The organism is Sinomonas notoginsengisoli, from assembly GCF_021554725.1.
Taxonomy (GTDB): Bacteria; Actinomycetota; Actinomycetes; order Actinomycetales; family Micrococcaceae; genus Sinomonas; species Sinomonas notoginsengisoli.
Map to the genome: position 1 here is coordinate 970,286 of NZ_JAIZDP010000001.1, position 25,369 is coordinate 995,654.

25 protein-coding genes and 1 tRNA gene are annotated in these 25,369 nt (G+C 69.6%); 12 read left to right on the forward strand and 14 right to left on the reverse strand.

Annotation, left to right across the window (positions count from 1 at the left end; genetic code table 11):
* The first annotated feature begins 66 nt into the window (after positions 1 to 66).
* Together xseA and LF262_RS04505 are read left to right on the forward strand one after the other, a co-directional pair.
* A complete protein-coding gene (gene xseA, locus LF262_RS04500) occupies positions 67 to 1,425 on the forward strand; it encodes an exodeoxyribonuclease VII large subunit (protein ID WP_235779043.1) in 1,359 nt (452 codons plus the stop codon).
* Positions 1,418 to 1,660: an exodeoxyribonuclease VII small subunit gene (locus LF262_RS04505; RefSeq protein ID WP_235779044.1), complete on the forward strand. Its 243-nt coding sequence runs from the start codon at positions 1,418 to 1,420 to the stop codon at positions 1,658 to 1,660. Before xseA ends, LF262_RS04505 begins: the two co-directional genes overlap by 8 nt.
* Positions 1,661 to 1,671: 11 nt before the next feature.
* Here the strand turns inward: LF262_RS04505 and LF262_RS04510 are convergent, their stop codons facing one another.
* From LF262_RS04510 to LF262_RS04540, 7 genes are all read right to left on the reverse strand, one after another.
* A complete protein-coding gene (locus LF262_RS04510) occupies positions 1,672 to 2,535 on the reverse strand; it encodes a polyphosphate kinase 2 family protein (RefSeq protein WP_235779045.1) in 864 nt (287 codons plus the stop codon).
* Positions 2,536 to 2,574: 39 nt separating this feature from the next.
* Complete coding sequence (locus LF262_RS04515; protein ID WP_235779046.1) at positions 2,575 to 3,795, reverse strand: pyridoxal phosphate-dependent aminotransferase; 1,221 nt, start codon at positions 3,793 to 3,795, stop codon at positions 2,575 to 2,577.
* Positions 3,796 to 3,878: 83 nt separating this feature from the next.
* Positions 3,879 to 4,841, reverse strand: coding sequence for an ABC transporter substrate-binding protein (locus LF262_RS04520; RefSeq protein ID WP_235779047.1), 963 nt, complete (start codon positions 4,839 to 4,841; stop codon positions 3,879 to 3,881).
* Positions 4,838 to 5,548 (reverse strand): ABC transporter permease, encoded by a 711-nt coding sequence (locus LF262_RS04525; RefSeq protein WP_235779048.1) that lies wholly within the window; start codon positions 5,546 to 5,548, stop codon positions 4,838 to 4,840. Before LF262_RS04525 ends, LF262_RS04520 begins: the two co-directional genes overlap by 4 nt.
* Positions 5,545 to 6,213, reverse strand: coding sequence for an ABC transporter permease (locus LF262_RS04530; RefSeq protein ID WP_235779049.1), 669 nt, complete (start codon positions 6,211 to 6,213; stop codon positions 5,545 to 5,547). Before LF262_RS04530 ends, LF262_RS04525 begins: the two co-directional genes overlap by 4 nt.
* On the reverse strand, positions 6,213 to 7,328 hold the full coding sequence (locus LF262_RS04535) for an ABC transporter ATP-binding protein (RefSeq protein WP_235779301.1): 1,116 nt from the start codon (positions 7,326 to 7,328) through the stop codon (positions 6,213 to 6,215). Before LF262_RS04535 ends, LF262_RS04530 begins: the two co-directional genes overlap by 1 nt.
* Positions 7,329 to 7,485: 157 nt before the next feature.
* Entirely contained in the window at positions 7,486 to 8,385 is a 900-nt protein-coding gene (locus LF262_RS04540; protein WP_235779302.1) for an N-acetylglucosamine kinase, read from the reverse strand.
* A gap of 54 nt (positions 8,386 to 8,439) precedes the next feature.
* On the opposite strand from LF262_RS04540, the gene LF262_RS04545 reads away from it, so the two are divergent.
* On the forward strand, positions 8,440 to 9,453 hold the full coding sequence (locus LF262_RS04545) for a nitronate monooxygenase (RefSeq protein ID WP_235779050.1): 1,014 nt from the start codon (positions 8,440 to 8,442) through the stop codon (positions 9,451 to 9,453).
* Between the two features lie 52 nt (positions 9,454 to 9,505).
* Positions 9,506 to 10,336, forward strand: a complete 831-nt coding sequence (locus LF262_RS04550) for an aldo/keto reductase (protein ID WP_235779051.1) — start codon at positions 9,506 to 9,508, stop codon at positions 10,334 to 10,336.
* A 70-nt stretch (positions 10,337 to 10,406) separates the two neighbouring features.
* Here the strand turns inward: LF262_RS04550 and LF262_RS04555 are convergent, their stop codons facing one another.
* Positions 10,407 to 11,393, reverse strand: coding sequence for a LysR substrate-binding domain-containing protein (locus tag LF262_RS04555; protein WP_235779052.1), 987 nt, complete (start codon positions 11,391 to 11,393; stop codon positions 10,407 to 10,409).
* Positions 11,394 to 11,471: 78 nt separating this feature from the next.
* On the opposite strand from LF262_RS04555, the gene LF262_RS04560 reads away from it, so the two are divergent.
* Positions 11,472 to 12,713 carry an MFS transporter gene (locus tag LF262_RS04560; protein ID WP_235779053.1) on the forward strand — a complete coding sequence of 414 codons (1,242 nt, stop codon included), beginning with the start codon at positions 11,472 to 11,474 and terminating at the stop codon, positions 12,711 to 12,713.
* Positions 12,714 to 12,830: 117 nt separating this feature from the next.
* A complete protein-coding gene (locus LF262_RS04565; RefSeq protein ID WP_235779054.1) occupies positions 12,831 to 13,346 on the forward strand; it encodes an Lrp/AsnC family transcriptional regulator in 516 nt (171 codons plus the stop codon).
* Positions 13,347 to 13,388: 42 nt separating this feature from the next.
* On the opposite strand, the gene LF262_RS16880 is transcribed toward LF262_RS04565, so the two are convergent.
* Positions 13,389 to 13,517: a hypothetical protein gene (locus tag LF262_RS16880; protein WP_268933492.1), complete on the reverse strand. Its 129-nt coding sequence runs from the start codon at positions 13,515 to 13,517 to the stop codon at positions 13,389 to 13,391.
* Positions 13,518 to 13,651: 134 nt separating this feature from the next.
* On the opposite strand from LF262_RS16880, the gene corA reads away from it, so the two are divergent.
* The 3 genes from corA (at position 13,652) to LF262_RS04580 (ending at position 16,299) form a co-directional block, all read left to right on the forward strand.
* Complete coding sequence (gene corA, locus LF262_RS04570) at positions 13,652 to 14,650, forward strand: magnesium/cobalt transporter CorA (protein ID WP_235779055.1); 999 nt, start codon at positions 13,652 to 13,654, stop codon at positions 14,648 to 14,650.
* Positions 14,651 to 14,712: 62 nt separating this feature from the next.
* Positions 14,713 to 15,702, forward strand: a complete 990-nt coding sequence (locus tag LF262_RS04575; protein WP_235779056.1) for a malate dehydrogenase — start codon at positions 14,713 to 14,715, stop codon at positions 15,700 to 15,702.
* 84 nt (positions 15,703 to 15,786) lie between these two features.
* Positions 15,787 to 16,299 (forward strand): DUF805 domain-containing protein, encoded by a 513-nt coding sequence (locus LF262_RS04580; RefSeq protein WP_235779057.1) that lies wholly within the window; start codon positions 15,787 to 15,789, stop codon positions 16,297 to 16,299.
* 103 nt (positions 16,300 to 16,402) lie between these two features.
* Here the strand turns inward: LF262_RS04580 and LF262_RS04585 are convergent.
* The 4 genes from LF262_RS04585 to galU form a co-directional block, all read right to left on the reverse strand.
* Positions 16,403 to 16,475: transfer RNA gene (locus LF262_RS04585), tRNA-Ala, on the reverse strand.
* A gap of 102 nt (positions 16,476 to 16,577) precedes the next feature.
* The gene (locus LF262_RS04590; protein ID WP_235779058.1) at positions 16,578 to 17,528 is read right to left on the reverse strand and encodes a hypothetical protein; all 951 of its coding nucleotides are present in this window, start codon (positions 17,526 to 17,528) and stop codon (positions 16,578 to 16,580) included.
* A 126-nt stretch (positions 17,529 to 17,654) separates the two neighbouring features.
* Entirely contained in the window at positions 17,655 to 18,272 is a 618-nt protein-coding gene (locus LF262_RS04595; RefSeq protein WP_235779059.1) for a GNAT family N-acetyltransferase, read from the reverse strand.
* A gap of 7 nt (positions 18,273 to 18,279) precedes the next feature.
* On the reverse strand, positions 18,280 to 19,200 hold the full coding sequence (gene galU, locus LF262_RS04600) for a UTP--glucose-1-phosphate uridylyltransferase GalU (protein WP_372462719.1): 921 nt from the start codon (positions 19,198 to 19,200) through the stop codon (positions 18,280 to 18,282).
* A gap of 49 nt (positions 19,201 to 19,249) precedes the next feature.
* Here galU and LF262_RS04605 point away from each other — a divergent pair, with 49 nt between their 5' ends.
* The 3 genes from LF262_RS04605 (at position 19,250) to LF262_RS04615 (ending at position 21,119) form a co-directional block, all read left to right on the forward strand.
* Positions 19,250 to 19,897: a 5-formyltetrahydrofolate cyclo-ligase gene (locus tag LF262_RS04605; protein ID WP_235779060.1), complete on the forward strand. Its 648-nt coding sequence runs from the start codon at positions 19,250 to 19,252 to the stop codon at positions 19,895 to 19,897.
* Positions 19,898 to 20,019: 122 nt separating this feature from the next.
* Entirely contained in the window at positions 20,020 to 20,310 is a 291-nt protein-coding gene (locus tag LF262_RS04610; protein ID WP_235779061.1) for an FmdB family zinc ribbon protein, read from the forward strand.
* 95 nt (positions 20,311 to 20,405) lie between these two features.
* Positions 20,406 to 21,119 carry an SAF domain-containing protein gene (locus LF262_RS04615; RefSeq protein ID WP_235779062.1) on the forward strand — a complete coding sequence of 238 codons (714 nt, stop codon included), beginning with the start codon at positions 20,406 to 20,408 and terminating at the stop codon, positions 21,117 to 21,119.
* 44 nt (positions 21,120 to 21,163) lie between these two features.
* Here LF262_RS04615 and LF262_RS04620 read toward each other — a convergent pair whose 3' ends face one another.
* The gene (locus tag LF262_RS04620; RefSeq protein WP_235779063.1) at positions 21,164 to 25,288 is read right to left on the reverse strand and encodes a DUF4011 domain-containing protein; all 4,125 of its coding nucleotides are present in this window, start codon (positions 25,286 to 25,288) and stop codon (positions 21,164 to 21,166) included.
* Between the last annotated feature and the right edge of the window lie 81 nt (positions 25,289 to 25,369).

Here is a 25,369-nt window from a genome sequence, read left to right on the forward strand (position 1 = left end):
CAGGCCCCGCGGAACGGCGCACGGGATGTCGGAGCGGCGTGATAGTCCTGAACTATGGTGGCTGAGATGGAAGAGACTCCCCCGCCCCAGCGGGAAGCAGAGCCTGGGGGCGCCGACCCACGTGGCGAGGCTACGCTGCCGGCGAGGGCCGCGGACACAACGCCGGACAATCCGTGGCCGCTCCATGTACTTTCCCGAAAGCTCAAGGAACACATCGAGCGCTCCCCGCAGGTGTGGATCGAGGGCCAGGTCATTGAGATGAGCCAGAGGGGCCAGACCGCGTACCTCACGTTGCGGGACGTCGATGCCGAGATCTCCCTTCCGGCCTCGGCATGGGGCACCGTCATGGCGAGGCTGCGCGAACCGGTCCAGCGCGGGTCACGCGTCGTAGCCCTCGTGAAGCCGGAGATGTGGCTCAAGTCGGGGCGGCTGAACATGGCCGTCCGAGATATGCGCCCGGTGGGCCTCGGCGACCTTCTGGCGCGCATCGAGAACCTCCGTCAGGCGCTCGGTGCGGAGGGCCTCTTCGCGGAGGAGCACAAGAAGCGGCTGCCGGCCCTCCCGCACCGGATTGGACTCATTACAGGGCGTGACTCCGACGCGAAGAAGGACGTGCTTCGCAATGCCGCCCTGCGCTGGCCGGCCGTGGCGTTCGAGATCCGTGAGGTCGCCGTGCAGGGTGCCAGCGCCGTGGCCGAGGTGCTCGGTGCCCTCCGCGAACTCGACGCCCACGCCGAGGTCGACGTCATTGTGATCGCGCGCGGCGGCGGATCCCTCGAAGACCTCCTGCCGTTCAGCAACGAGGCCCTCGTCCGGGCCGTTGCCGACGCACACACGCCGGTGGTCAGCGCCATCGGCCATGAAGCCGACCGCCCGATCCTCGACGACGTCGCCGACCTCCGGGCCTCGACCCCCACAGATGCCGCGAAGCGAATAGTTCCAGACGTGGCCGAAGAGCTGCTGCGGGTGAAGCAGTGCCGCGACAGGATCGACCGGCAGGTCCGTCTGTACGTGGAGCGCGAGTCGGAGCGGCTCGCCTCGATCCGCAGCCGTCCAGTCCTTGCCTCCCCGGGCACCATGGTCCAAGTCCGACACGACGAGCTCGAGCGGCTGAGGGTGCGCTCACACTCTGCGGTGAGCGGCGCCGTCGTGCGCGCGGTGGACTCGGTAGCCCACCTGCGTGCCCAGCTCAGATCCCTCTCGCCACAGCAGACGCTGGACCGGGGATACTCGGTGGTACAGCTCCTCGACGGGCCGGCCGCCGCCGTTGTCCGTGCCCCGGAGGATGCGCCCCCCGGAACCCCGCTACGCGTCCGGCTCGCGCGTGGAGCCATTGCGGCGCGCAGTGAGGGAAAGCCCCCCGATATCACGCACCGCGCACCGAACCCCGACGCACCGTCCCAGGAAGGACCATCAGATGCCTGAGAACACACAGGAGACGTTCGAGGACCTCAGCTACGAAGATGCCCGCGAACAGCTCGTGGCTGTCGTCTCGCGGCTCGAGGCCGGCGGGGTGAGCCTTGAGGAGTCGCTCGCTCTCTGGGAGCGGGGCGAAGCACTCGCCGCCCGCTGCGAGGAGTGGCTCGAAGGCGCACGACGTCGGCTGGACGCCGCCCGGGGCGAGGGGACCACGGGCGCGGGTGGCACCCCGGCAAACTAGCCCGCGGCGGCTCAGCTCTCGGCGAGGAGCTTCTTCTGCTCGTCGATGTCGAAAGACGGCCCAGGCCACTGCGGGTCCATGCGCTCGAGCGCAGCGACGATGAGCTCCTGGACGACGAGGCGCGCGTACCACTTGTTGTCGGCGGGCACAACGTACCACGGCGCGTAGGGGGCGCTCGTACGCTCGATCGCGATCTGGTACGCCTCCATGTAGGCATCCCAGAGCCGACGCTCGGCGAGGTCGCTCGGGTTGTACTTCCAGTACTTGGTCGGGTCATCGAGCCGGGCAGCGAGCCGCTTGCCCTGCTCCTCCTTGCTGATGTGGAGCATGACCTTGATGATCTCGGTCCCCGAGGCGTGGAGGTGCGCCTCGAAATCCTGGATCGCCGAGTATCGGCGTTCCAGCTCGGGCGGATCGGCCCAGCCGTGCACCCGATGGATCAGCACGTCCTCGTAGTACGAGCGGTCGAAGCAGCCCAGCATCCCGGGTTGGGGCAGCTGCTTCTCGACTCGCCAGAGGAAATCGTGCTGCTTCTCCTCGTCCGTGGGCGTCTTGAAGGCGGCGAGCTGGACGCCTTGGACGTCCACTGCCCCCACGACATGGCTGATCATGCCTCCCTTGCCCGCAGTGTCCATGGCCTGCAGGATCAGCAGGAGCGACCGTGTCCCGCCGCCCTTGCCCTCGGCATACAGGCGTTCCTGGAGGTCGGCCAAGTGGGCATCACGCGGAGCGAGGACTGCCTCGCCATCAGCCTTGCCTCCCGAGAAGCCAGTCGTGGACGCAGCGTCGACGTCTGTGAGCCTGAAGTCCGGGCCCACCACAAGGAAGTCCTCGGGCGCGTCGATGAAGCCGTGGCCTGCCTTGCGCTTGCCCATGCTGCCCCCTGCCCTCGGCGGCCGGGCCCGACTGCCCGGTCAGTTCCCCTTGTACCTGCTCAGGAAGTCTGCCATACGGGTGATTGCCTCCTCGATGTCCGCCACGGCCGGAAGGGTCACCATCCGGAAGTGGTCCGGCGCAATCCAGTTGAAGGCGCGCCCATGGGAAAGGAGGATCTTCTGCTCGCGGAGCAGGTCGAGGACAAACTTCTCGTCGTCGCGGATCCGATACACCTCGGGATCCAGCCGGGGGAACAGGTACAGGGCGCCCTTGGCCTGCTTCGTCGAGACCCCGGGGATCGCGTTGAGCATCTCGTACGCCTTGTTGCGCTGCTCGAGCAGCCGGCCGCCGGGCAGGATGAGGTCGTTGATGCTCTGGTAGCCGCCGAGCGCCGTCTGGATTGCGTGCTGCGCGGGCACGTTGGCACAGAGCCGCATGTTGGCCAGGAGGTTGATCCCCTCGAGGTAGTCCGCCGCGTCCTTCTTCGGGCCGGAGATGGCCATCCAACCAGCACGGTAACCGCACACGCGGTACGCCTTCGACAGGCCGGAGAAGGTCAGGCATAGGACCTCCTCGTCGGTGAAGGCTGCCATGTTCGTGTGCGTGGCGTCCTCATAGAGGATCTTCTCGTAGATCTCGTCGGCGAAGATGATGAGCCCGTGCTTCTCGGCGAGTTCCACGATCCGACGCAGCGTCGAGTCGGAGTACACCGCGCCGGTCGGGTTGTTCGGGTTGATGACCACGATCCCCTTGGTGCGCGAGGTGATCTTGGACTCGAGGTCCTCGAGGTCCGGCTCCCAGTCGAGGTCCTCGTCGCACAGGTAGTGCACCGCGCGGCCGCCCGCGAGGGACACGGACGCTGTCCACAGGGGATAGTCGGGGGTCGGCACGAGGATCTCGTCCCCCTGTTCGAGGAGGGCCATGAGGGACATCGTGATGAGCTCGGAGACGCCGTTGCCGAGGTAGATGTCATCGACGTGGATGTTCTGGATGCCCCGGGTCTGGTAGTACTGCGAGACCGCCGTGCGCGCGGAGAAGATCCCCCGCGAGTCGCTGTACCCCTGCGCGTGCGGCAGGTGCCGGATCATGTCGACCAGGATCGCGTCCGGCGCCTCGAAGCCGAACGGGGCGGGGTTGCCGATGTTGAGCTTGAGGATCCGGTGGCCCTCGGCCTCCATCTGCTGGGCAGCTTCCAGAATCGGGCCCCGAATGTCGTAGAGGACGTTGTGGAGCTTGGAAGACTGCGCGAATTGGGCCATTCTCCAAGAATGCCACAGGGTGTGGCGGCATCCGTGCGGTGCCGCTCACACCCTGTGGCCCTTCCCGTCTGGGACCAGTCAGGTCAGGACGCGAGGCCCTTCTCCTTGAGCCAGGCCTTCGCGGCGTCCGCGGGCGACTGCTTCTGCGTCCCGCTCACCGACCGGTTGAGGTTCACGAGGTCCTCGGTCGTGAGCTGCTTGGACACCGCGTTCAGGGCAGACTTCGCCTTGTCCGAGACGGTGTCCGTGCGGACGAGCGGGACGACCTGCTGGGCGATGAAGTTGTTCTTCGGATCATCCAGGACTACGAGGTCGTTGTCAGCGATCGACGGCGTGGTCGTGTAGATGTCCGCCACCTGCACGTCATTCGAGAGCAGGGCCTTGAGCGTCACCGGACCCCCGCCGTCGCTCATCGGCTGGAACTGCTTGGGGACGCAGTTGTACTTGTCCTTGAGCCCCGGCAGACCGTAGGCGCGCTTCTCGAACGTGGCCGGCGCACCGATCACGAGATCCTTGCAGACCTTGGCCATGTCCTCGAGGCTCTTGAGGCTGTACCTCGCCGCGCTGGCCTTCGTGACCACCATGGCGTCCTTATCCTCGGCCTTGGCCGGGTCTAGGATCGCGAGGCCCTTCGCGAGCTTGCCGGGCAGTGCGCTCGCGATGTCCGATGCCGAGACCTGAGTGGCAGAGGTGTCGACGTACAGCAGGAGATTGCCCGTGTAGTCGGGGACCACGTCGACCGAACCGTCCTGAACCGCCTTGTAGTAGACCTCGCGCGCGCCGATATTCGGCTTGGTCGTGGCTTGGACGCCCGCGGCGTTGAGTGCTCCCGCATAGAGCTCGGCGACGATCTGGCTCTCGGTGAAGTCCGCTGAACCGATGACGAGGGCCTTGCCGGAACCTCCGGCTCCGCCGGAGCTCGCGGCGCTGCCGGTGCTGAGCGGATTCGACGAACCGCCGCAGGCGCTCAGCGCAAGGCTCAGGCCGAGCCCCGCTGCGGCGGCGGTCAGCGCCCTGCGGCGGGTGACGGGGTGATCCTGGATCATGGAATTCCTTCCTGTACGACGGCTACCTCGGGGGCCAGCGGCTCCCGGGCAGAGGACGAGCGGGGACCCAGGGCGCGCCGGAACGCGCCGAGGACGAGGTCGGTGACGACGGCGAGCGCGGCCACGAGCACAGAGCCCCCGAGCATCTGGGGGTAGTCGGAGAGGGCGAGGCCGTCGAAAATGTACCGGCCGAGCCCTCCGAGGTTGGTGTAGGCGACCACGGTGGCGGTCGCGATGACCTGCAGGACCGCCGCGCGGAGCCCGCCGAAGATCACGGGAACGGCGTTGGGGAGCTCGACGCCGAGGAGCACCTGGTCTTCCCTCATGCCCTGGGCGCGCGCGGCGTCGACCACCGAAGGGTCCACCGCGGCGATCCCAGAATAGGTGCCGGCGAGGAGCGGCGGGATGGTCAGGATCACAAGCGCCAAGATGGGCGGCATGAGACCAATGCCGGCCAGGAGCACGAAGAGGACGAGGAGCCCGAGCGTGGGGATCGCGCGCAGGGCTCCGGCGGCGGCTACGACCACGACGCGGCCGCGGCCAGTATGCCCGACGTACGCCCCGATGGGCAGGGCGATGGCCGCGGCGATGGCCACGGTGAGGACGGCGTAGAAGGCGTGCTCCCCGAGCCGTGCGGGGATGCCTGAGTACCCGCTCCAGTTGGCGGGGTCGGTGAGCCATGCCCACGTCTGCTCGAGGAGGCTCATCTTCGGGCCGCCTTCCGCTGCCCGGGGCCACCGACGAGCCGGGCCCACGGCGCCAGGACGCGCCCCGTGAGCACGAGCGCGAAGTCCATGAGCAAGGCAAGGACCAGGATGCCCACGAGACCGACGACGATTTCGGTGATGAAGTCCCGTTGGAGCCCTTCGGTGAAGAGGATCCCCAGATTGGGCATCCCCACGAGAGCCGCGACGCTCACGAGGGAGATATTGCTCACCGATACCGCGCGCAGGCCCGCGATGAGCACCGGCAGCGAGAGCGGAAGGTCCACGAGGAAGTAGCGCGTCGCCGCGGTATGCCCAAGCGCCTGCGCGGCCAGGCTCAGTTCGGCGTCCACTGAGTCGAGTGCGTCGAGGGAGGACCTCACCAGCAGCGCCACGGCGTACACAGTGAGGGCCACGATCACGTTGACCGGGTCGAGGATGCGGGTGCCGAGGACCACGGGCAGGATGATGAACAGCGCGAGCGAGGGAACGGTGTACAGGACCGAGCTGAGGCTCAGGAGCACGGCGCGCAAGCCGTGCCGGTGCCGCACCGCCTGCGCGAGCGGGAGGCTGATGGCCAGGCCGAGCAGGAGCGGGACGAGCGCGAGGACGAGGTGCTGGCCGGTGAGGGCCAGGATGCGTCCGACGTTCGCCACCGCCCACTCCATCAGCGCTCGTCCCCTGTCCCCGTCCCGGCCGTGGCGATGGCGGCGCGCTCGCGCTGCGCCGCGGCGCGACGCGCGTCCGCCTGGGCGATGACCTCGGTCGCACCGACCGTGCCGAGGAGGCGCCCGGCGTCGTCCACTACCACGCCCCGCCCGGACGGTGAGGACAGTGCCGCGTCGAGCGCGGACCGCAGGGTGCCGCCGGATCGGTGGAGCGATCCCCCACTCATGAGCGTGCCGGGGAACGCCGCTCCGGCCCACCCGGCGGGGCGGCTGGCCTCGTCGACGGCGATGAGCCACTCCTCGGGCCGGGCGGCGGCAACGTCTGCGACGGGAACCGTGGCGGCGGGGGAAACTGGGAGCCCTTCGTCGTCGTAGAACCCGAGGTGCCGGAAGCCGCGGTCGCGGCCCACGAACTCCGAGACGAACTCGTCCACAGGGGCCCGCAGGAGTTCCTCTGGACCGGCGACCTGAGCGAGTCTCCCGCCGACCGCGAACACGGCGATCCGGTCCCCGAGCAGCACGGCCTCGTCGATGTCATGCGTGACGAAGATGATCGTCTTTCCGAGCTCTCGCTGCAGGCGCAGCAGCTCCTGCTGGAGCTCGTGCCGCACCACTGGGTCCACCGCACTGAACGGCTCATCCATGAGCAGCACAGGCGGGTCTGCCGCGAGGGCCCGCGCGACCCCGACGCGCTGCTGCTGGCCCCCCGAGAGCTGCGCCGGGTACCTGCCACCGAGGTTCTCGGGAAGGCCGACGACGCCGAGCAGCTCCCGGGCTCGTTCACGGGCAGACGCCCGAGAGGCACCGTTCAGCCGGGGCACAGTGGCGATGTTGTCCACGACCGTGCGGTGCGGCATGAGGCCGGCCGACTGCATGACGTAACCCATCGAGCGGCGCAGGAGCGGCGCGGGCTGGGCGACGACGTCGCGTCCCTCGACGGTAATGGTCCCCGAGCTCGGCTCGACCATGCGGTTGACCATCCGCAGGGACGTGGTCTTACCGCATCCCGACGGACCGACGAAGACGGTGATCTGTCCGCGGGGCACGCTCAGGCTGAGTCGGTCCACAGCGGTGAGGCCACCGTAGACCTTGCTCACCTGCAGGAACTCGATCATCGGATCGGACACGTGCACCTCGGCGGTCGGGGATCAGTCTGTCTGGGCATTCTGTCTCGGTGTGCTGCTGCGAGCCTACCAGCGCATTTTCCGCCCTCGCGTGGCCTTTGGCGGCGTGCTGCACAGCTTCCGGCGGCGGGCGGGCACGCATCGTCGCTCACCTGGCATCACGGCCCGTTGCGCTCCCGTCCTCAGCGGCGAGCACGAGCGTCCCGAAGATCGGGTCTCGGTCTAGGATCCGCACGTCGTGGATGCCCTGCTCCGCAAGCCTCCCGCGGAAGCCTTCCTGGACCCTTCGCACGTGCATCCCGAGCCCGCTGCCCAGGATCACCGGGCCGTCGAGGTCGAGCTGGCGGGCCACCTGTGCGGCCATCCGCGCGAGGTCGTGGGCGGCCTGGTCCACCATGAAGCGGGCGCCGAGATGGCCGGCGTCGGCGGCCTCGGTCACAATCCGGGAGCGCTGCGCCCAGTAGCGCCGCCCGGTCTCGAGGGCATGGAAGTGGGAGATGAGCTCCGTGGGCTCCGTGAGGCCGGTGCTGGCGAGGAGCTCCTGCGTGAGGTCGTCCGGTTCGAGGCCGAGGTTCATGCGGTGCAGGCTGTACCGCACCGCCTCGCGGCCGAGCCAGTAGCCGCTGCCCTCGTCACCGAGGAGGTAGCCCCAGCCCCCCGCGCGGGCCTCGGCGCCGGCAGCGTTGATACCCCAGGCAGCGGACCCGGTGCCTGCGATCACTGCGACGCCGGTCCGGACGCCACCGGCGGCGAGGAGGAGCCGCGAGTCATGCACCACGCTCACCCGCGCATGCGGAACGTTGGGGCGGATGAGGGCGGCCAACGCCTCGGCGTCCGCGTCCGTGTCGATTCCGCCCGAGCCGACGACCACCTGGGCCGCGTCTTCGGCGTCGAGCGTGCCGAAGAGCTCCGCGAGATTCGATGCCGCCGTCTCCCGGCTCACGTTCTGCACGTTCGCACTGCCGACCTCGAAATCGGCCACCACCTCGCCGTCGACCACCTTGATGCCGCGGGTCTTCGTGCCGCCGATGTCGAGGCCGACCATCATGTCCGGAACGCGCGGGGGCCTCACGCGCCCAGCCTACTGACTAGGGTGGGAGACATGGATGCGACGCTCCCCGGGGATCTGTTCGGAAACGGCGTGATTGCCGCGCCTATGGCTGGCGGGCCGAGCCGTCCCCAGCTCGCCGAGGCGGTGGGACGCGCGGGAGGGCTTGGCTTCCTCGGCGGCGGCCTCAAGACGCCGCAGGCGCTCACGGCCGAGCTCGACACGATGGGCACTGCCCGCCCGTTCGGCGTCAACCTCTTCGTCCCCTCCGCCGGGGAGATCGACCGCGACGCCGTGCTCGCCTACCGCGAACGCCTCCTGCCAGAGGCTGCCGCGCTCGGCGCCGAGGTTCCAGAACCGCGGTGGGCGGACGACGACGCCTATCCGGCCAAGCTCGACCTCCTCCTCGACCGCACTCCCGCAGTCGTCTCCTTCACGTTCGGCACCCCTCGGTGGGACGCGGTGTCCGCGCTCCAGAGCGCGGGCGCGTTCGTGCTCCAGACGGTCACCTGCCCCGAGGAGGCAGCGATGGCGGCTGAACTCGGCGTCAACGCACTCGTCGTGCAGCACCCCGACGCAGGTGGTCATTCGGGCGCGTTCCTCGGGCTGCCGCCGTTCGCCGGCACCCTGCCGGAGCTCGTCGCCCAGGTGCGAGACGCCGTCGCCCTCCCCCTGGTTGCCGCCGGCGGGGTGGGAACGCCCGACGACGCCGCTGCCGCCCGCTCTGCCGGCGCATCCGCCGTCCAGCTCGGCACGGCCTTCCTGCGCACCCCGGAGGCAGGGAGCAACCCGGTGCACCGCGAGGCGTTGGCCTCGAACGACTTCACCCGCACGGCGCCGACCCGCTCCTTCTCGGGGAAGTGGGCGCGCGGGCTGGAGAACGACTTCATGCGCCGGTTCGCGGACGCCCCTGCCGCCTACCCGGTGGTCCACCACCTCACCGCACCGATGCGGGCCGCGTCCGTCAAGGCGGGGAGCCCGCACCGCACGAGCCTGTGGGCCGGGACGGCGTGGCGTGAGGCGCTCGAGGAGCCGGCTGCGGCGGTCGTGGCGCGTTTCGCCGCGTGACTTCCCGCGGAGGTCCATGTCCCTGCCGTTGAGGGGTCATTAGGCTGGGCGCATGGCTACTGCACCGCTCATTCAGCTCGCGTCCGGTCACTCCATCCCGCAGCTCGGCCTCGGCACGTGGCCGCTCGACGACGCCCAGGCCGCCGACGTCGTCACGACTGCCCTCGAACTCGGGTACCGGCACATCGACACCGCCGAGAACTATGGCAACGAAGCCGGCGTGGGCGAGGGCCTGCGCCGCTCGGGCATGCCCCGTGAGGACGTGTTCATCACCACCAAGTTCAATCGCGAGTGGCACAGCGTCAATGGCGTGCACACCGCGTGGGAGAACGCGGTGCGACGGCTCGGCGTCGACTATCTCGACCTCTTCCTCATCCACTGGCCCAACCCCGACCAGGACAGCTACGTGCAGGCATGGGACGGCCTCACCCAGCTCCGGGCGGAGGGCAAGGTCCGCTCGATCGGCGTCTCCAACTTCTTCCCGGCGCACGCAGGGCGCCTCATCGAGGCCACGGGCGTGGCACCCGACGTCAACCAGCTGCAGATCAGCCCGTACTGGGTCAAGGACGAGGCCCGCGCCTTCAACGCGGGCCACGGCACCGTCACCGAGTCGTATACGCCCATCGGGCGCGGCAAGGAGCTCTTGGGCGAGCCGGCGGTGGTCGCGGCCGCCGAGGCGCACGGTGTCACCCCGGCGCAGGGCGTGCTCCGGTGGCACACGCAGCAGGGCCTCGTGGCGATCCCCAAGTCCACCCATCGCGAGAGGCTGGCCGAGAACCTCGACGTGTTCGGCTTCGACCTCACCCCCGAGGAGTTGGGCGCCTTCAACGCCCTCGACGGCTCAGGCCCCGAGGCCGCGGACCCTGAGAGCTTCGGCCACTGACCACGTGTCAGGGATGTGACCCCTCAACGTTGAGGGGTCACATCCCTGCAGGCCATCCCCGAACCGGGTGTCAGCGGCCGAAGGCGTCTGCGAGAAGATCAGGCTCGAGCGCGAGGACGTGCTCGCGGAACATGCGCACCTGCGGCGGCTCCCCCACAATGCGCGGCCACACGAGTCCGATCTCCCGGTGGGCCCCCGCGTCCTCGAGCCTGAGCTCAGCCCAGCCGAGGCCGCTGCCGTGCCGGGTCGATCCGTAGACGGCGCCGTGGCCAGCACTCGACGGCGGCACGAGCGCCACACCGAGCCCTGCGGACACGAGTCCGAGGAGGGTTCGGGAATCCTGCCCTGAGAAGGCGATGTCCGGCGTGAATCCCGCCTCGCGGCCTAGACGGTCGAGGATGCTGCGCATCCCGAAACCGCGCTCGAGCGCGACAAAGGGCTCCCCCTCCAGCTCCGCGAGCCTCACCGACGCCCTGTGGGCGAGGCGATGCCCGGCGGGGACCGCGAGGCGCACCGGTTGGACGTGGAGCGTGGCGCTGTCGAGTTCGCGGGTCGGCTCGGGCTGCGGCGAGACGATGGAGAGGTCCACGCGCCCGTCCCCGAGCACGTCGAGGCAGTGTTGGCGCGAGCCCTGGATGAGCTCGAACCGGACGTCCGGGTGCTGCGCGCGGAATCCGCTCACGAACACGGGCACCGCCGATTCCCCGAAGGTCATCTGAAAGCTCAGCCGCACCACCCCTCGGGCCTGGTGCGCCCGCTCGTGGAGCGCGTCGAGCCCTCGCTGGAGCTCCTCGAGCGCCGTCCGGACCGCCGGGAGGAGCTGCTCGGCGGCCGGGGTCAGGCGGATCCCCCGCCCCTCCTTGCGGACCAATTCTGCGCCCACGACGCCGGCCGCGCGCGCAAGCGCCCGGCTCACCGTCGGCTGGGGTACCCCCAGCAGCTCGGCCGCGGCGGTGACGTGGCGGGTCTGTCCCACCGCGTCGAGCACGGGCAGGAGGGGAAGGAGCCGGGCCAGCTCTCCATGGAGCGGCGCAGGAGGGACGGACGGCATGCTCATCACCCATACGTTCCGGTTATACGTTGCTCCCACAAGTGTATTGGACGCATGCTTTGGCGTGTTCCTAGGCTGGAGTCCATGAGCGCAGCCCCGGAGACCGCACCTGTCCCCGCCCGCTGGGGAGGCCACGCCAAGGGCACGAGAGGTTACCGACGGCTCATCGCCGCACTCGCGTTCGCCGGAGTCGCGACCTTCGCGCAGCTCTACTCGCCCCAGGCCCTCCTCCCCCGGCTCTCCTGGGAGCTCGGGATCGATCCCGCCCGTGCCTCGCTCACGGTCTCCCTGGCAACGATCGGCCTCGCGGTGGCGGTGCTGCCGTGGTCGTTCGTCGCGGACAGGATCGGGCGCGTCGGGGCCATGCGCGCCGGGATCCTCGCCGCGACGGTGCTCGGGCTCGCCGGGCCGCTCGCCCCCACGTTCGAGACGCTCCTCGCGCTCCGGTTCCTCGAGGGCGTGGCGCTCGGATCCGTCCCCGCGATCGCGATCGCCTACCTGAACGAGGAGGTCACACGCTCTCACGCGGCCGTCGCCGCAGGCACCTACATCGCCGGAACCACCGTGGGGGGCCTCGCGGGCCGCCTCGTCGCGGGCCCGCTTGCAGACCTCGTGGGCTGGCGCCTCGCCGTCATGGCTGTCTCGGTCCTCGGTGCAGCGGCGGCAGTTGCCTTCATCGGCCTCGCCCCGAAGGCCCGGGGCTTCTCCCCAGCACCCCGCGGCGCGGGCGGCCTCTGGGCCGCGGCGAGCACGGTGGTGCGCCTGCTCGGGGCGCAGCTGCGCAACGGCCGCCTCCTGATGCTCTACACCCAGGCGTTCCTGCTCATGGGATCGTTCGTGGCGGTCTACAACTACCTGGGGTTCCGGCTCGAGGCCGCTCCCTTCTCGCTCCCCGCGAGCCTTGCGAGCCTCGTGTTCCTCGCCTACCTCTCGGGCACGTTCAGCTCGGGCTTCGCCGCCAAGCTCAGCCTGCGCTACGGCAGGCGCGCCGTGGTCGTGGCGAGCACTGTCGCGATGACTGCGGGCGCCGTCGTCATGGTCGCCGACTCCCTCGCCGCGATCCTGGCCGGCCTACTGCTCTTCACCGCCGGGTTCTTCGCCGCCCATGGCATCGCCTCCGGCTGGACGGGCGCGATCGCCGCCTCGGGACGTGCGCAGGCCGCATCCCTGTATAACCTCGGCTACTACGGCGGCTCGAGCGTGCTCGGCTGGGCGGGCGGCCTCGTCTTCCACGCGTGGGGCTGGAGCGCCCTCGTGCTCGGCATCGCCGCGATTGCGCTCACGACGGCGTTCGCCTCCTGGGGCGTGCACCGCGCCGGGCGCTGACCCCCCCCGAGTCGACCGCGCGGCGTCGTGCGCACCGATGCGTGCCAGAGCCCGGACGCGCACCGGCGCGTGACACGGCTCGCATATCATGGGGGCGCGCCCATGAAGGAGGAGCCCGTGACCACGCCGAGCATCGGCCGACCACACCCCGCTGGCCAGCACCCACCAAGCGGGGAGCCGCTCGACGAGGTGGACCGCAGGATCCTCGCGGCGCTCATCGAGGACGCGCGCATGACGAACAAGCAGCTCGCCGAGATGGTGGGGATTGCACCGTCGACGGCGCTCATGCGCACGCGCGCACTGTCGGAGCGGGGCATCATCACCGGCTTCGAGGCGAAGGTGGATCTCGCGGCAGTCGGTCGGAGCGTCCAGGCGCTCATCTCGGTGCGGCTCCGCGCGCATGACCGGGACCAGATCGACGCATTCACGGCCCGCGTCCCGCAGCTTGCCGGGGTCCTCGCGACGTTCCACACGTCTGGGGCGGTGGACTACCTCCTGCACATCGCCGTGGGCAGTACCGAGGAGCTACGCGACTGGGTCCTGGACAACCTGGCCACTGACCCCGTCGTGGGCCATACCGAGACAACCCTCGTGTTCGAGCGGATTCCAGGGCCGGGGCCGCTTCCGGCCTGAGGTGCGCCGCCCACGAACCCTCGCACCAGCGCCGTCACGGGATCATCGGATCCCATGGTGCAGGCCGAGGGGCTCGCTGAAGAGTACGTCGCCCCGATGGGACTCGGTCTGGGCGAGCCGCTCGACATCGATGGTCCGGGCCTTGGGTTGGGCGAGGGCGGTGGTGCTCAATGGCTTCTCCCTGGGCTTATGGTGGGCCGCGAGGGCGCTGCGCCCGGCGGCAAGCGGGAATTTCTGCAGAGCTGCGACTCGCCACTGCTTGGGCGGCAGCACCGCCGTCGGCCGCCGTCTTCGATAATGGAGCGGTGACGATCATCGACAATGCCGTGTACGTGGACGGCCGGCGCGCAGCGCACCCTGAGACCCTCGAGCAGACCTTCGAGACGCTCGAGGCCACTGGTGGGAGCATGGCCTGGATAGGGCTCTATCGGCCCTCCCACGAAGAGATGGCGCAGGTCGCGCAGGAGTTCCGCCTCCACGATCTCGCGGTCGAGGACGCGATCAACGCGCACCAGCGCCCCAAGATGGAGCGCTACGACGACATGCTCTTCACCGTCCTGCGCCCAGCCAGATACATCGACGAGACCGAGACGGTCGAATTCGGCGAGCTGCACATCTTCACGGGCCCCAACTACGTGGTCACCGTTCGCCACGCCGAGAGCGCGGGTGTCGGCCTGGTGCGAAAACGCCTCGAATCGGACCCCGAGCTACTCCGCCTCGGGCCCGAGGCCGTGCTGTACGCGCTCCTGGACCGCGTGGTGGATGACTACCTCCCCGTGGTGCGCGGCCTCGAAAACGATATCGACGAGATCGAAGACCAGCTCTTCGCGGACGACGCCACGGTCTCCCGGCGCATCTACGAGCTCGCGCGTGAGGTCATCCAGTTCCAACGCGCGCTCCACCCCCTCGAGCGCATGGTCGAGAGCCTCGAGGGCGGCTTCGGAAAGTACGCGGTGGACGTCGAGCTCCAGCGCAGCCTCCGCGACGTCCGCGACCACCTCTCGCATTTCGCCTCCCGGGCCGACTCGTTCCGGGACATCCTCCAGAACGCGCTCCTGCTCGATGGCACTCTCACCGCGAATCGACAGAACGAGGCGAGTGCCGCCCAGAACGAGCAGGTCAAGAAGATCTCCTCCTGGGCCGCGATCTTCTTCGCCCCGAGCCTCGTTGCCGGCATCTACGGGATGAACTTCCATGGCATGCCCGAGCTCGACTGGCAGTACGGCTATCCCTACGCCCTCGCACTCATGGTGGTTGCGGGGTTCCTCCTATGGCTCATCTTCAAGCGCAGACAATGGCTATGAACGGATCCGACACCACCGACGGCGGCCTGCCGCCGCGGCATGAGGGCGGCTAGGCTGGCGGGATGACAGCCCAGCCACGACTGACCGTGACCGTCACAGGCGCCGCCGGCCAAATTGGGTACGCGCTCCTGTTCCGCATCGCGAGCGGTGCGATGCTCGGGCCGGACACCCGGGTCCGCCTCCGGCTCCTCGAGATCCCGGCCGCGGTGCGTGCCGCGGAGGGCACCGCGCTCGAACTCGCGGACTGTGCCTTTGCCACGCTCGAGGGTGTGGACGTGACGGACGCCCCGGCAGCCGCCTTCGACGGCACCGACGTTGCCCTGCTCGTGGGGGCGAGGCCACGCACGGCCGGCATGGAGCGCGCCGACCTGCTCGAAGCCAACGCCGGCATCTTCGGGCCTCAGGGGCGCGCCATCAACGACCACGCCGCGGACGGGGTGCGCGTCCTCGTGGTGGGCAACCCTGCCAACACCAATGCGCTCATCGCCTCGGCGAGTGCCCCGGACGTGCCGCAGGACCGGTTCACCGCAATGACACGCCTTGACCACAACCGCGCGGTCGCGCAGCTTGCCGCCAAGCTCGGATGCCCCACGGCGGATGTCGAAGGGGTGACGATCTGGGGCAACCACTCGGCGAGCCAGTACCCGGATGTCACGCATGCGACTGCCGGCGGGCAACCGGTCCCGTCTCTCGTCGACCAGGCGTGGCTTGAGAGCGAGTTCATCCCGCGCGTCGCCAACCGAGGCGCCGAGATCATCGAGGTGCGGGGCGCCTCGTCCGCGGCCTCCGCCGCGAGCGCCGCCGTCGACCACGTGAGCGACTGGGTGCACGGAACCGGTGAGCGGTGGACATCCGCCGGCATCGTTTCCGATGGCTCCTACGGCGTTCCCCAAGGGCTCGTGAGCTCCTTCCCCGTCCGGAGCTCCGGCGGCCGGTGGGAGATCGTGCAAGGCCTTGATGTGCCAGCCTTCTCGCGCGCCCGCATCGATGCCTCGGTGGCCGAGCTCGGGGCAGAGCGCGAGGCCGTGCGGCGCCTCGGGCTCCTCGGCTGAGACAAAGGGTCTTCGGACCCTGACCGTCCGCTGGCCCCGTTCCTAGAATCAGTGTGGGTGCTTCCCAGCGAAAGGAACGGTTCGATGACTGTTCACCAGCCCCCTTATGCCGCGGGCGGGGCAGCAGTTCCCCCGCTTGAACTTCCCTACTACGGCGCTCCACCCCTCGAGGCAGTCAAGCGCGTCTTCAAGAAGTACGCGGTGTTCACCGGGCGTGCGAGCCGCAGCGAATACTGGTGGTGGTTCCTCGCCTCAGCCCTGGCCTCCGGCGTCCTGAACTCCATCGGCACGTCCGTGGTCAACGGGCAGCAGACCGGGACCAGCGCACTGGGCGGACTCTGGTTCCTCGCCACCGTGGTGCCTGGCCTCGCTGTCGCGGCCCGACGTCTGCACGACGTCAATCTCAGTGCGTGGCTACTGCTGCTGGCCGTGATCCCCGTGCTCGGATGGATTGCACTCATCGTCATGCTCGCGCACCGTGAGAACCCGATGGGCCAGCGGTTCGACAGCAACACGGCCGCCGGATACGTTCAGCCGCCGTACCCGCCGCAGGAGCCGCCGTACCCGCCTGCGCCCGGAAGGGGGCCGACCCCGTAGCGGAGGGGCCGAGCCCGTACCGTGGGTCCATGCCGCCATACGCAAACAGGTCCCAGTCATGGCGACTGGGACCTGTTCTGGGTGCCCTTACGGGAGATGAATGTGGAGCCTAGGGGATTTGAACCCCTGACCTCTTCGATGCGAACGAAGCGCTCTACCAACTGAGCTAAGACCCCGTGGTGCGGGAACTACGTTACTGTGACGGTCCCCGAAATCCAAATCACACGGGCCGCTCGAACGCAGGCTCATGAGCACTCGACCGTTCCCCCTCCGGGGATCTACGCCCTACGGCGCTGCAGCACTTCGTCGAGGTTCCCGAGTGCGCCCGTCCGGCCCCCTGGGCGAGGCTGGAATGCGGGCACACCGGGCAGGGTGCCGGGCTCCGGAGCCTCGGGCTTAGCCTGGAGGGCGGCCCGGCCCTCGGGCTTCGAGTCCGCGGAAACCTCGAGCGGCTCCGGCTCGGGGCGCTCGGCCTTGGCGGCGTCGAGGTAGGACGGGCGCGGTACATCGACCGGTTCCCACGCCTCAGTCTCACCACTGGCCTTGGCCGCCTCCGCTGCCGTCGCCTCGGACGCCTTCGCGACCTCGAGCGCGAGAGCGCGCAGCTCTTCACGGCTGACGGGCCGCGGTTCCGGCTCAGGTCCGCGCCCGGCATCGAAGACCTCGCTCGAGCCGTGGAACCGCGCAGGCGCCGCAGCTTCGGCCCGGTTCGCCTCGATCGCCGCCCGGAACGCCTCATCGACCCGCCGCTTCCTGTCACGCACGGCCAGCGTCCGCAGCGTGGCAACGGATGCGACCGCTGTCGCCGCACACACGCCCGGAACCCAGCCCGGAAGCCCCACGATCAGGAGGACAAGGGTCACAGCGGCCGCCACGAATGCTGCGAGCCCCGTGAGCGCCACGGCCATGCGTCCCCACCTGATCCGCAGCACAGGCTGCCGCCCAGAGGGCGAGGAGACGTCCGCGGCCAGCGCCGGCACAGTCGGCTCTGCACGGGGCGGCGCTTCTGGGGTTGGCCCTGCTCCGAAGGGCCGATCGCCGTCTGCCACGGTGGCCGGATAGGCCTCGCGGGCGGGGGCTGGGCCTGACGTCGCAGCCTCCATCAGCAGCGACGCACCTCCCACAGGCCGCTCAGAGCGGCGCAAGCGTGTCAGGTACGGCGCAACCCACAGCAGCCACACGAGCACGGCAGCACCGAGCACCGTCGAGCTGCTGAGGGCGAGATCCATACCTAGAACCGTAGGAGGCTCGTCTGGACAGGACTCGGATTAGCGTCGGTGTGTCGCAAGAACCCATCTGGGGTGAGGAACAGCGCTCGGGGCACGCGCCGTCGTGCGCCACGCGTTCGCGGCCCCTCAACGCGACGCCAGCCAACGCCCGAGGAGGCCCTCAGCGGGAATCTCCTCGGCGGTCAGCGCGAACGATTCGTGGTCCGCCCAGGCACCGTTGATGTGCAGGTACCGAGGACGCAGCCCTTCGTAGCGGAAGCCGAGCTTCTCCACCACGCGCAAACTGGGCGCGTTCTCCGGCCTGATGTTGATCTCCATACGGTGGAGGCCCAATTCGCGGAAGCAGTGATCGGTCGCGAGCGCCACAGCCGTCGGGGCGATCCCCCGGCCGGCATGCTCCTGGTCTACCCAGTATCCGAGAGTGGCCATGAGCGCCGAGCCCCACACGATCGAGGACACCGTGAGCTGCCCCACGATCGGCGCACGCCGCGCGGCGGGGTCGGCGAGGGCGATGACAAACGGCAGGGCAGACCCCTCGCGGGCCTGGCGCGTCAAGGACCGGACCATGTCCCGGAAGGTCGGCAGCGTCCCCCCAGGCTGGGGGTTCGAGGCTTCCCACGGTTCAAGCCACTCCCGGTTCCGGGCTCGCACCGCCATCCACTCGGTGCGGTCTGCCATCCGCAGCGGGCGCAGCGTGATGCCTGATGCTTGCAGCGTCACGGGCCACAGGCCCGAGGCCCACATTCGCGGTTCAGGCCTGAGCCGGCGAGGCGTCTGCCCCGTTGGCCACAAAGTCCGTGAGCCAGTGGCGCAGCTCGTCGCCGAACTCGTCGCGGGCGCAGGCGAGCGTCACCACGGCCTTGAGGTAGGAGAGCTTGTCGCCGGTGTCGTAGCGGCGGCCGCGGAACACGACGCCGTAGACCCCTCCGCCCTCGCCCTCACGGCGCGCGAGGGTCTGGAGCGCGTCGGTCAATTGGATCTCCCCGCCGCGGCCGGGCTCAGTGCCGTGCAGGACCTCGAACACTGCAGGATGCAGGACATAACGGCCGATGATCGCGAGATTGCTCGGCGCATCCTCGGGCGAGGGCTTCTCGACCAGTCCGTGGACTTGGACATAGTCCTCGCCCTCAACAGCCGTGACATCGGCAGAGCCGTACGCCGAGATCGAATCAAGCGGCACCTCCATGAGCGCCACCACGGAGCCGCCGGTCGCCTGCTGAACACGGATCATCTCGGACAGGAGCTCATCCCGTTCATCGATGAGGTCGTCTCCGAGGAGCACGGCGAAGGGCTCGCGGCCCACGTGGCGCTCGGCGCACAGGACCGCGTGGCCGAGGCCCTTCGGATCGCCCTGGCGGACGTAGTGGATGTCGCCGAGGTTGTTCGACTCCTGGATGGCGGCGAGCTTCTTGCTGTCGCCCTTGGCCTCGAGCATGGCCTCGAGCGAGGGCACTCGGTCAAAATGGTCCTCGAGTGCACGCTTGTTACGACCGGTGATCATCAGGATGTCATTGATGCCCACGGACACGGCCTCCTCGACCACGTACTGGATCGCGGGCTTGTCGACTACAGGAAGCATCTCCTTCGGCATGGCCTTGGTCACCGGGAGGAACCGGGTCCCGAGACCGGCGACAGGGATGACGGCTTTCCGGACAGCTGAGGAGGTAGACACGAGGCACACTCTATACGAGAGCCCGCACGACCACGGATACAGTCGCTGCATGGACATCGCTGAGCTCAAGTCCGCCCTGCGCGCCCAACTGTGGGCGGCACGCCGTACCCTCAGGGCCTCCGAGGTCGCGGCGGCCGCGCCGCCCATCGCCGCGCACGGCCTCGCCTGGGCGCGGGCGCACCTTCCGGAGGGTTCGGTGGTCACGGCCTACCTCGGGGTGGGGTCCGAGCCACCTACGGCCGATCTGATCGAGGCCTTGCACGGTGACGGCTTCCGTGTCCTGCTGCCAATCTGCCTGCCCGAGCGCCAGCTCGGATGGGTCGAGTGGCACCCTGGTATCAGCTTCGCCCGAAGCCGCTATGCGCCGATCCAGGAACCGGTCGGCCCGCTCATCTCCTCGGACGAGGCCGTGACGGGCACAGTCGGGCTGCCCCCCGTCTCCGGCGTGCTGCTGCCCGCGACTGCGCTCGATGCCGACGGCCACCGCCTCGGCCAGGGCGGCGGCTACTACGACCGCTTCCTCGCCCGCGTGGGCGCGCTCGGGACACGGATTCCCACCGCTGCAGTGGTGTACGACGGCGAGATGCTCGCCTCTGGCGCGGTTCCCGCCAATGCCCTGGACCGCCTCGTGGAGGCGGCGGTTACCCCCAGCGGAGTGAGCCACCTCGGCGCAGCCCCCACCGGCACTTCGGAATAGCCGGCAGGCTCCGGCTGTTAGAATTGGCAGTCGGAGGTTGTGACTGCCAGCCCGAATGCCCGGATGCACGGCGTTCTGGCGGTCGTCTGCGGCCTCCTGCCCTGTCCAGCAAGGAGTTTCCTGTGCCCACCTACGCCTACGCCTGCAAAGACTGCAACCACGCCTTCGAGACCGTGCAGTCATTCAGCGACGCCTCACTCACCGTCTGCCCCGAGTGCGGCGGCACGCTGCGGAAGAAGTTCAACAGCGTGGGCGTGGTGTTCAAGGGTGGCGGCTTCTATCGGACCGACTCCCGCAGCGGCAGCAGCGTTCCGGCCGCCGGCGGTGGATCCAAGGATTCCGGCTCGAAGGACTCGGGCTCGAAGGACTCCGGCTCCAAGGCCTCTGCCCCGGCGGCGGCCGCATCCAGCTAAGGCACTTCCCCTCCACATGGTGTCGATCCGGCACGTTGTCCACATCGCGACACCGGCCCGGTCTCAAGACGGAGCCCGTCGGCTAGCTTGACGGCATGAGCCGCACTCCTGCCCCACCGGCGCGCCGCACGTCGGCGCCTCGCCCGTGGCGTTCTGCCCGGCGCAGCCCGATCCGGCGTTTTCTGGACCGGCGCCGCCGCACCCTCGCCGCTGCGCTCGTGTGCGTGGGAATCGGATCCGCGGCGTACCAACTCACCCCGCCATCCGCCGCCATGGTGCCGGTGGTCGTTGCCGCTCGTGATCTGCCCAGCGGCGCTACGGTGTCCGCGAGTGATGTCCGGACTGCGCGCGTTCCGGCGGATGCCGTGCCCCACCATGCCGAATCCGACCCCCACGGCCTCGTAGGGCAGCGGCTTGCCGGGCCGCTTCGGAGCGGCGAAATGGTCACGGACGCATCCCTTGTCGGGCCGGGCCTGCTCGTCGGCACGGCCCCTGGGACGTCCGCGGTTCCCGTGCGGATCGCGGACCCCGCCTCACTCCAGCTGCTCACCCCTGGCCAGCTCATTGACCTTGTCCTCAGCTCCGAGGCAGGTGGAACCGCCGGGCGAGGCTCCACGCTCGCATCACAGGTGCCGGTCCTGTGGACCGGCAGCCCGGGTGGCGCTGGCGCGGCCGGAGCGTGGCTCGGATCGCAGGAGGCGGACGGCCTGCTCGTCGTCGGCGCGTCCCCGGACGAGGCACTCCGGATTGCCGGAGCGTCTACCCGCGGCAAGGTGTTCTTCGTGCTCGTCGAGAGCAGCCGGCGATGACTTCCGCGCCTCAGGCAGGCATCGCTCCCACGAGGGACCGGTGCTCATCCCCAGTGGGGCGGCTTCTGCTCCTTGAGCCACCGGTCATGCTCGTCCTCCCCGCTCGAACTCTCACCGGACTCCTCCTTCGGCGCCCTCGGCGCCTCGGGTTCCTCGGCGGTGGCGGGCCCCGTGCCTGGCATGGTGACGCGACGAGCGCCGCGCGGCCGCCTCATTTCCCGCTGTCCGTCGGAAGCCGGGTCCCCATCGGGCGCCGCATCCGCTGCGTCAGGTGCCGAGCCCCGGTGAGCGTCATCTGTGCGGGTTTCATCCGTGTCGGTTTCATCTGTGTGGGTTTGATCTGGCCCCGCGTCCGCAATGGCCGTCAGCCTACCGGTCAGGAACCCCGCCGAGCCGCTCTCGTCGGACTGGGTCTCCAGCCCGAGCTCTCGCGCGATCATCTCCGCGCAGCTGCTTGGGTCTGTGAAGACCTCGATGGTCCAGAGCGTGAAGTGCTTCCATCCGAGCCGCTTGAGGAGTTCAGGCCGCTGCCGGGTGCGTTCCCGCACGCTCAAGCGCCGGTACCTCTCCGTGCCGTCGGATTCGACCGCGACAGGCATGCTCTTCTCGTGCTCCTCGCGGCCCATCGTGAGCAGCGGGTCAACGGCCGCTGCCATGTCCAACACCCCGTCGTAGTGGTGCCAGACTCGGGCGCCGCGGGACGCGAGCCTGTCTCCGAGATCCGTCACGAGCGGATCCGCCCCGAGAGATTCCGCGCTCGCCGCCGACCGCGTGGCAGGGGTGCCGAGATGGGTGTTGCCAGCGAGCTCCCTATCGAGGAGCTCGTAGAAGTCCGACGCGCCCTCGCTGAGGCGCGTGACATCGAGCTCCGAAGGCTGGAAGCAGCTCAGGACGTGCATGCTGTGACGGGCACGGGTCATGGCGAGCGCGAAACGCCGCCGGCCGCCGGGCTCGCTGAGCGGCCCGAAGTGGTGCATCGCCCGGCCGTGCGGCGTGCGCCCGAACCCGAGCGAGAAGATGATGTGGTCCCGGACGAGCCCGCCGGCGCGGTCAATGTGGACCACGCGGAACGGTTCCTCGCCCCCACTGAAGAAATCGACGACGTCGGGATGGTTTGCCATCTGGAGCCGTATGGCCTCCCCCACCCGGGCCGCATGGTAGGCGCTCGCGGTGATCACCGCGAGGGAGACGGTAGGGCGGTGCTTCGCGTGGTCGAACACGAGATCGACCACGCGGTTCACCTCGGCCGCCACCGACTCCACGCCTCCGTCCTCGCCGCTCGGCATCCCGGTGCCCTCGGCCAGGTACTCGAGGAGGAACGGCCGGTCGAGGCCGGTGACGCTTGCGCCGTCCGGCAGGCGCAGCAGGCTGCCGGAGTAGAACCTTCGGCTCAACTGGAGGTCGAGTTCCTCGTCCACGGACCTGTAGGCAGTGCGGAGCCGGACCGAGGGCAGGACCCGGGAGAGCGCGGAGAGGGCGCTCTCGACGGAAGGCACAGGCGGCTGGCCCGGCTGCTGTTCGACGCACACGGAAAAGGGCCGCGGATTGGCCACTTGCGGGTCGCCGAAGGCGACGACGGCTTCAGCACGGCCGATGGCAGGCAGTGCCGCGCGCAGCGGCATCGAGTCCGCATCGAGGATGAGCACCGCATCGAACCTGTGGTCCTGAGGAAGTGCCCCTGTCAGGGCGTAGGGGCTGCACGTCCACACGGGCACCAGCGGCCGCAGGAGCCGCGGGGACTGGCGTTCGAGGGCGGGCAGGCTGATGCGGCCGTCCTTGAGGAGCGTGCGGAGGGCATCTGCTTCGCGGGGGTGCCGCTGGATCGCGTCGCTCCACTCGGAGGCGAGGTGCCAGCGCAACCGTGCCGCACCGCTGGCAATGTGGGCCCTGTCGGCCTGCACGTAGTCAGTCTCTGCGCGGCGCAGCTGCTCGCCATCGGACATTGCAAGATAGTCGTCGCCGCTGATCATCGCTTCGAGGACCGACTGCCACCAGGCCAGTTCGAGCTCGGAGACGACCACGCTGGCAGGGGCCTCACGCTCTGTGAGGTCCGTGAGCAGGTCGCCGAGGCCGTGCTCACTGAGCTCGTCCTCGAGGAGGGTCCGCTCGGGGAGCGAGCGAAGCACGGGAGAGTCCTCTGCAAGGGCCTCGAGCCGGGCGGTCAGGTCCTTGACGTCGGCGTCGAGGAGGTTTCCGCCCAAGACGGTCGGGGCGAGGATGCTTCCGAGCCTGCGCAGGCCGCGCTCCGCCGCCAAATAGGACTCCCTGAGCTCCGCGAGCCCGGAGGGGACCGACGGATGCCTCTGCGACGCGGCGCAGGCGGCCCACGCCTCGCGCTGGGACTGGACGAGGGCAAGGGAGCTGTGCAGGTCCGCGAGGTGTACCCCGGGGCGGACGTACTCCTTGGCAACCCTCCGCAGCCTCGAGCGCTGCAGCGCGGTCACCTCGATACCACGTTCTCTGCGCCACGCTGCGGGGGCCGTGGCCGCGATGAGGTCGGTGACCGGCCTGTCGAAGATGTCCGGGGTGAACTTGTCCAGGCTTTCCCGGACCGCGACGAGCAGCTCGAGCTGCCGACCCCACCCTGCCACGGTGGGTTCGAGACGGATCGCCGCATGCCCGGCGACAGCCTTCATGCGCTCCTGAAGTGCCGGGATCTCCGTCGCCAGGCTGGCGGCGAGCCCGCGCGCGTCATCCGTCTCCCGGCGGGTGACGAGCCGTGCGCCGTGCCAGGGGCTCTCCGCCGCCGCGCGGCTGAAGGAACCCAATTCGGCTGCCCGCCGCAGCCGCTCGCGCAACTCGGAACGGTCCTTGATGCTGTCGAGGACGCTCCGTTTGAGCCGCACCGTGGTGGCGGGAGCGGGATGCAGCGAAGTGAGCGCGGCGAGGGACTGCATCGCCTGGTACGGCGAGCAGCCCCACCGTTCACGCACGTTGTGGAGGGACGCCACGTGGTCCATGAGCTGGTGGCGGCGCTCGCGCAGGACCCGGTAGGTCCCCTCCATCTGGGGTTTCTGGGCCTTCTCGTTGCGCACAATGGCTTGCACAAGCTGCTGCCGCAGGTGGCCGGGAGTGACGGTGGAACCTAGCTGCAGCACGAGCGAGCCGAGGCCGAGGGACTCGCACTCCCGATGGAGCTCGGCCAGACTCGCCCTCCGCTCTGCCACAACCAGCACGGACCGGCCGGCGTGCACGAGTGTGGAGAGTACGTTAATGGCGGTCTGCGTCTGCCCCGTGCCAGGCGGCGCATCGACCACGAGCGAGTCCCCCGCGCGGACGGCGTCGAGAACTAGCTGCTGGTCGTTGTCGGCGTCGAGGACGAGGAACTCGTCCTCGGGGTCGCGCTCGTCGAGCGCCGCAAAGCGTGTCTCGTCCAAGGGCTCGGGGACGCGATGCACCGACCCGGAGGTCGAGGCGAGGGCGGCGAGCACGGGGTGGGCGCTCGTGATCGAGGGATCTTCGAGGGACTCCTCGAGGTCCGCGAATGTCGAGACCAGAAGGCGGGAGTCCACTTGGGCTCCTGCAATCGGCGCCACCAGCATCCTCATACGCTCGAGCACAGGGCTCGGGTCCAACCGGGCGGTGCTGTAGGCCAGACGCTCCACGGCGGAGGCATCGACGTCGATACGGTGCACCGAGCGCAGGTGCCGCACGAGGGCGGGGTTGATCCTGGCCTGCTCGGTCAGCTTGAGCTCGAAGTCGTCCTGCTCGGGCCGGACGGTGAGCGCCACCGCGGCGAGCAGCAGGGGCGCACTGACGCGGCGCGGCTTGCCGCCCACAGCCGAGGTCCAGGTCGCGAGGCCGGCCGCGAGGTGCCCCGCGTCCACTCCACGCTCGTTCGCGAGTTCATGTGACTTCGCCCTGAGGTAGCGGGCCGCTCGTGCGGCGCGCGTGTAGTCCTGCCGGTCGCGCAGGAGGGTCGACAGTCGGGTCCTGCGACCGGCCAGAAGCTGCGCGAGGCCGGACGCGTGAGCGTGCGTGAGGTCAATGCTGCCATCCGGGCTCGGGAAGTAGGAGAGCATGGTGTCCGGCCCGGTGACCCCGGACAGGGCGGAAAGCCACGCCTCAAGGCGGGCCTCCTCCTCAGGGGACGTCGTTTCGGGCACGTCTTCGCTCTCCTCAACAGCTGCGAGCGCGCTGGCTCGCTCGCCTGTGGACCATCTCGGCATACTTTCGAGGTTAGCCTGTCCCCCCCAGCTCCAGCGCGCTGCAACACTGCGCGCGCCGCAAAACCGCAACGGCCGGGACCC

Excerpts from the sequence above, each read along its gene's own strand:
- xseA (WP_235779043.1), top strand. The coding sequence starts at position 67 with ATGGAAGAGACTCCCCCGCCCCAGCGGGAAGCAGAGCCTGGGGGCGCC.
- LF262_RS04505 (WP_235779044.1), top strand. The coding sequence starts at position 1,418 with ATGCCTGAGAACACACAGGAGACGTTCGAGGACCTCAGCTACGAAGAT.
- LF262_RS04510 (WP_235779045.1), bottom strand. The coding sequence starts at position 2,535 with ATGGGCAAGCGCAAGGCAGGCCACGGCTTCATCGACGCGCCCGAGGAC.
- LF262_RS04515 (WP_235779046.1), bottom strand. The coding sequence starts at position 3,795 with ATGGCCCAATTCGCGCAGTCTTCCAAGCTCCACAACGTCCTCTACGAC.
- LF262_RS04520 (WP_235779047.1), bottom strand. The coding sequence starts at position 4,841 with ATGATCCAGGATCACCCCGTCACCCGCCGCAGGGCGCTGACCGCCGCC.
- LF262_RS04525 (WP_235779048.1), bottom strand. The coding sequence starts at position 5,548 with ATGAGCCTCCTCGAGCAGACGTGGGCATGGCTCACCGACCCCGCCAAC.
- LF262_RS04530 (WP_235779049.1), bottom strand. The coding sequence starts at position 6,213 with ATGGAGTGGGCGGTGGCGAACGTCGGACGCATCCTGGCCCTCACCGGC.
- LF262_RS04535 (WP_235779301.1), bottom strand. The coding sequence starts at position 7,328 with ATGATCGAGTTCCTGCAGGTGAGCAAGGTCTACGGTGGCCTCACCGCT.
- LF262_RS04540 (WP_235779302.1), bottom strand. The coding sequence starts at position 8,385 with ATGATGGTCGGCCTCGACATCGGCGGCACGAAGACCCGCGGCATCAAG.
- LF262_RS04545 (WP_235779050.1), top strand. The coding sequence starts at position 8,440 with ATGGATGCGACGCTCCCCGGGGATCTGTTCGGAAACGGCGTGATTGCC.
- LF262_RS04550 (WP_235779051.1), top strand. The coding sequence starts at position 9,506 with ATGGCTACTGCACCGCTCATTCAGCTCGCGTCCGGTCACTCCATCCCG.
- LF262_RS04555 (WP_235779052.1), bottom strand. The coding sequence starts at position 11,393 with ATGAGCATGCCGTCCGTCCCTCCTGCGCCGCTCCATGGAGAGCTGGCC.
- LF262_RS04560 (WP_235779053.1), top strand. The coding sequence starts at position 11,472 with ATGAGCGCAGCCCCGGAGACCGCACCTGTCCCCGCCCGCTGGGGAGGC.
- LF262_RS04575 (WP_235779056.1), top strand. The coding sequence starts at position 14,713 with ATGACAGCCCAGCCACGACTGACCGTGACCGTCACAGGCGCCGCCGGC.
- LF262_RS04580 (WP_235779057.1), top strand. The coding sequence starts at position 15,787 with ATGACTGTTCACCAGCCCCCTTATGCCGCGGGCGGGGCAGCAGTTCCC.
- LF262_RS04590 (WP_235779058.1), bottom strand. The coding sequence starts at position 17,528 with ATGGATCTCGCCCTCAGCAGCTCGACGGTGCTCGGTGCTGCCGTGCTC.
- LF262_RS04595 (WP_235779059.1), bottom strand. The coding sequence starts at position 18,272 with ATGTGGGCCTCGGGCCTGTGGCCCGTGACGCTGCAAGCATCAGGCATC.
- LF262_RS04605 (WP_235779060.1), top strand. The coding sequence starts at position 19,250 with ATGGACATCGCTGAGCTCAAGTCCGCCCTGCGCGCCCAACTGTGGGCG.
- LF262_RS04615 (WP_235779062.1), top strand. The coding sequence starts at position 20,406 with ATGAGCCGCACTCCTGCCCCACCGGCGCGCCGCACGTCGGCGCCTCGC.
- LF262_RS04620 (WP_235779063.1), bottom strand. The coding sequence starts at position 25,288 with ATGCCGAGATGGTCCACAGGCGAGCGAGCCAGCGCGCTCGCAGCTGTT.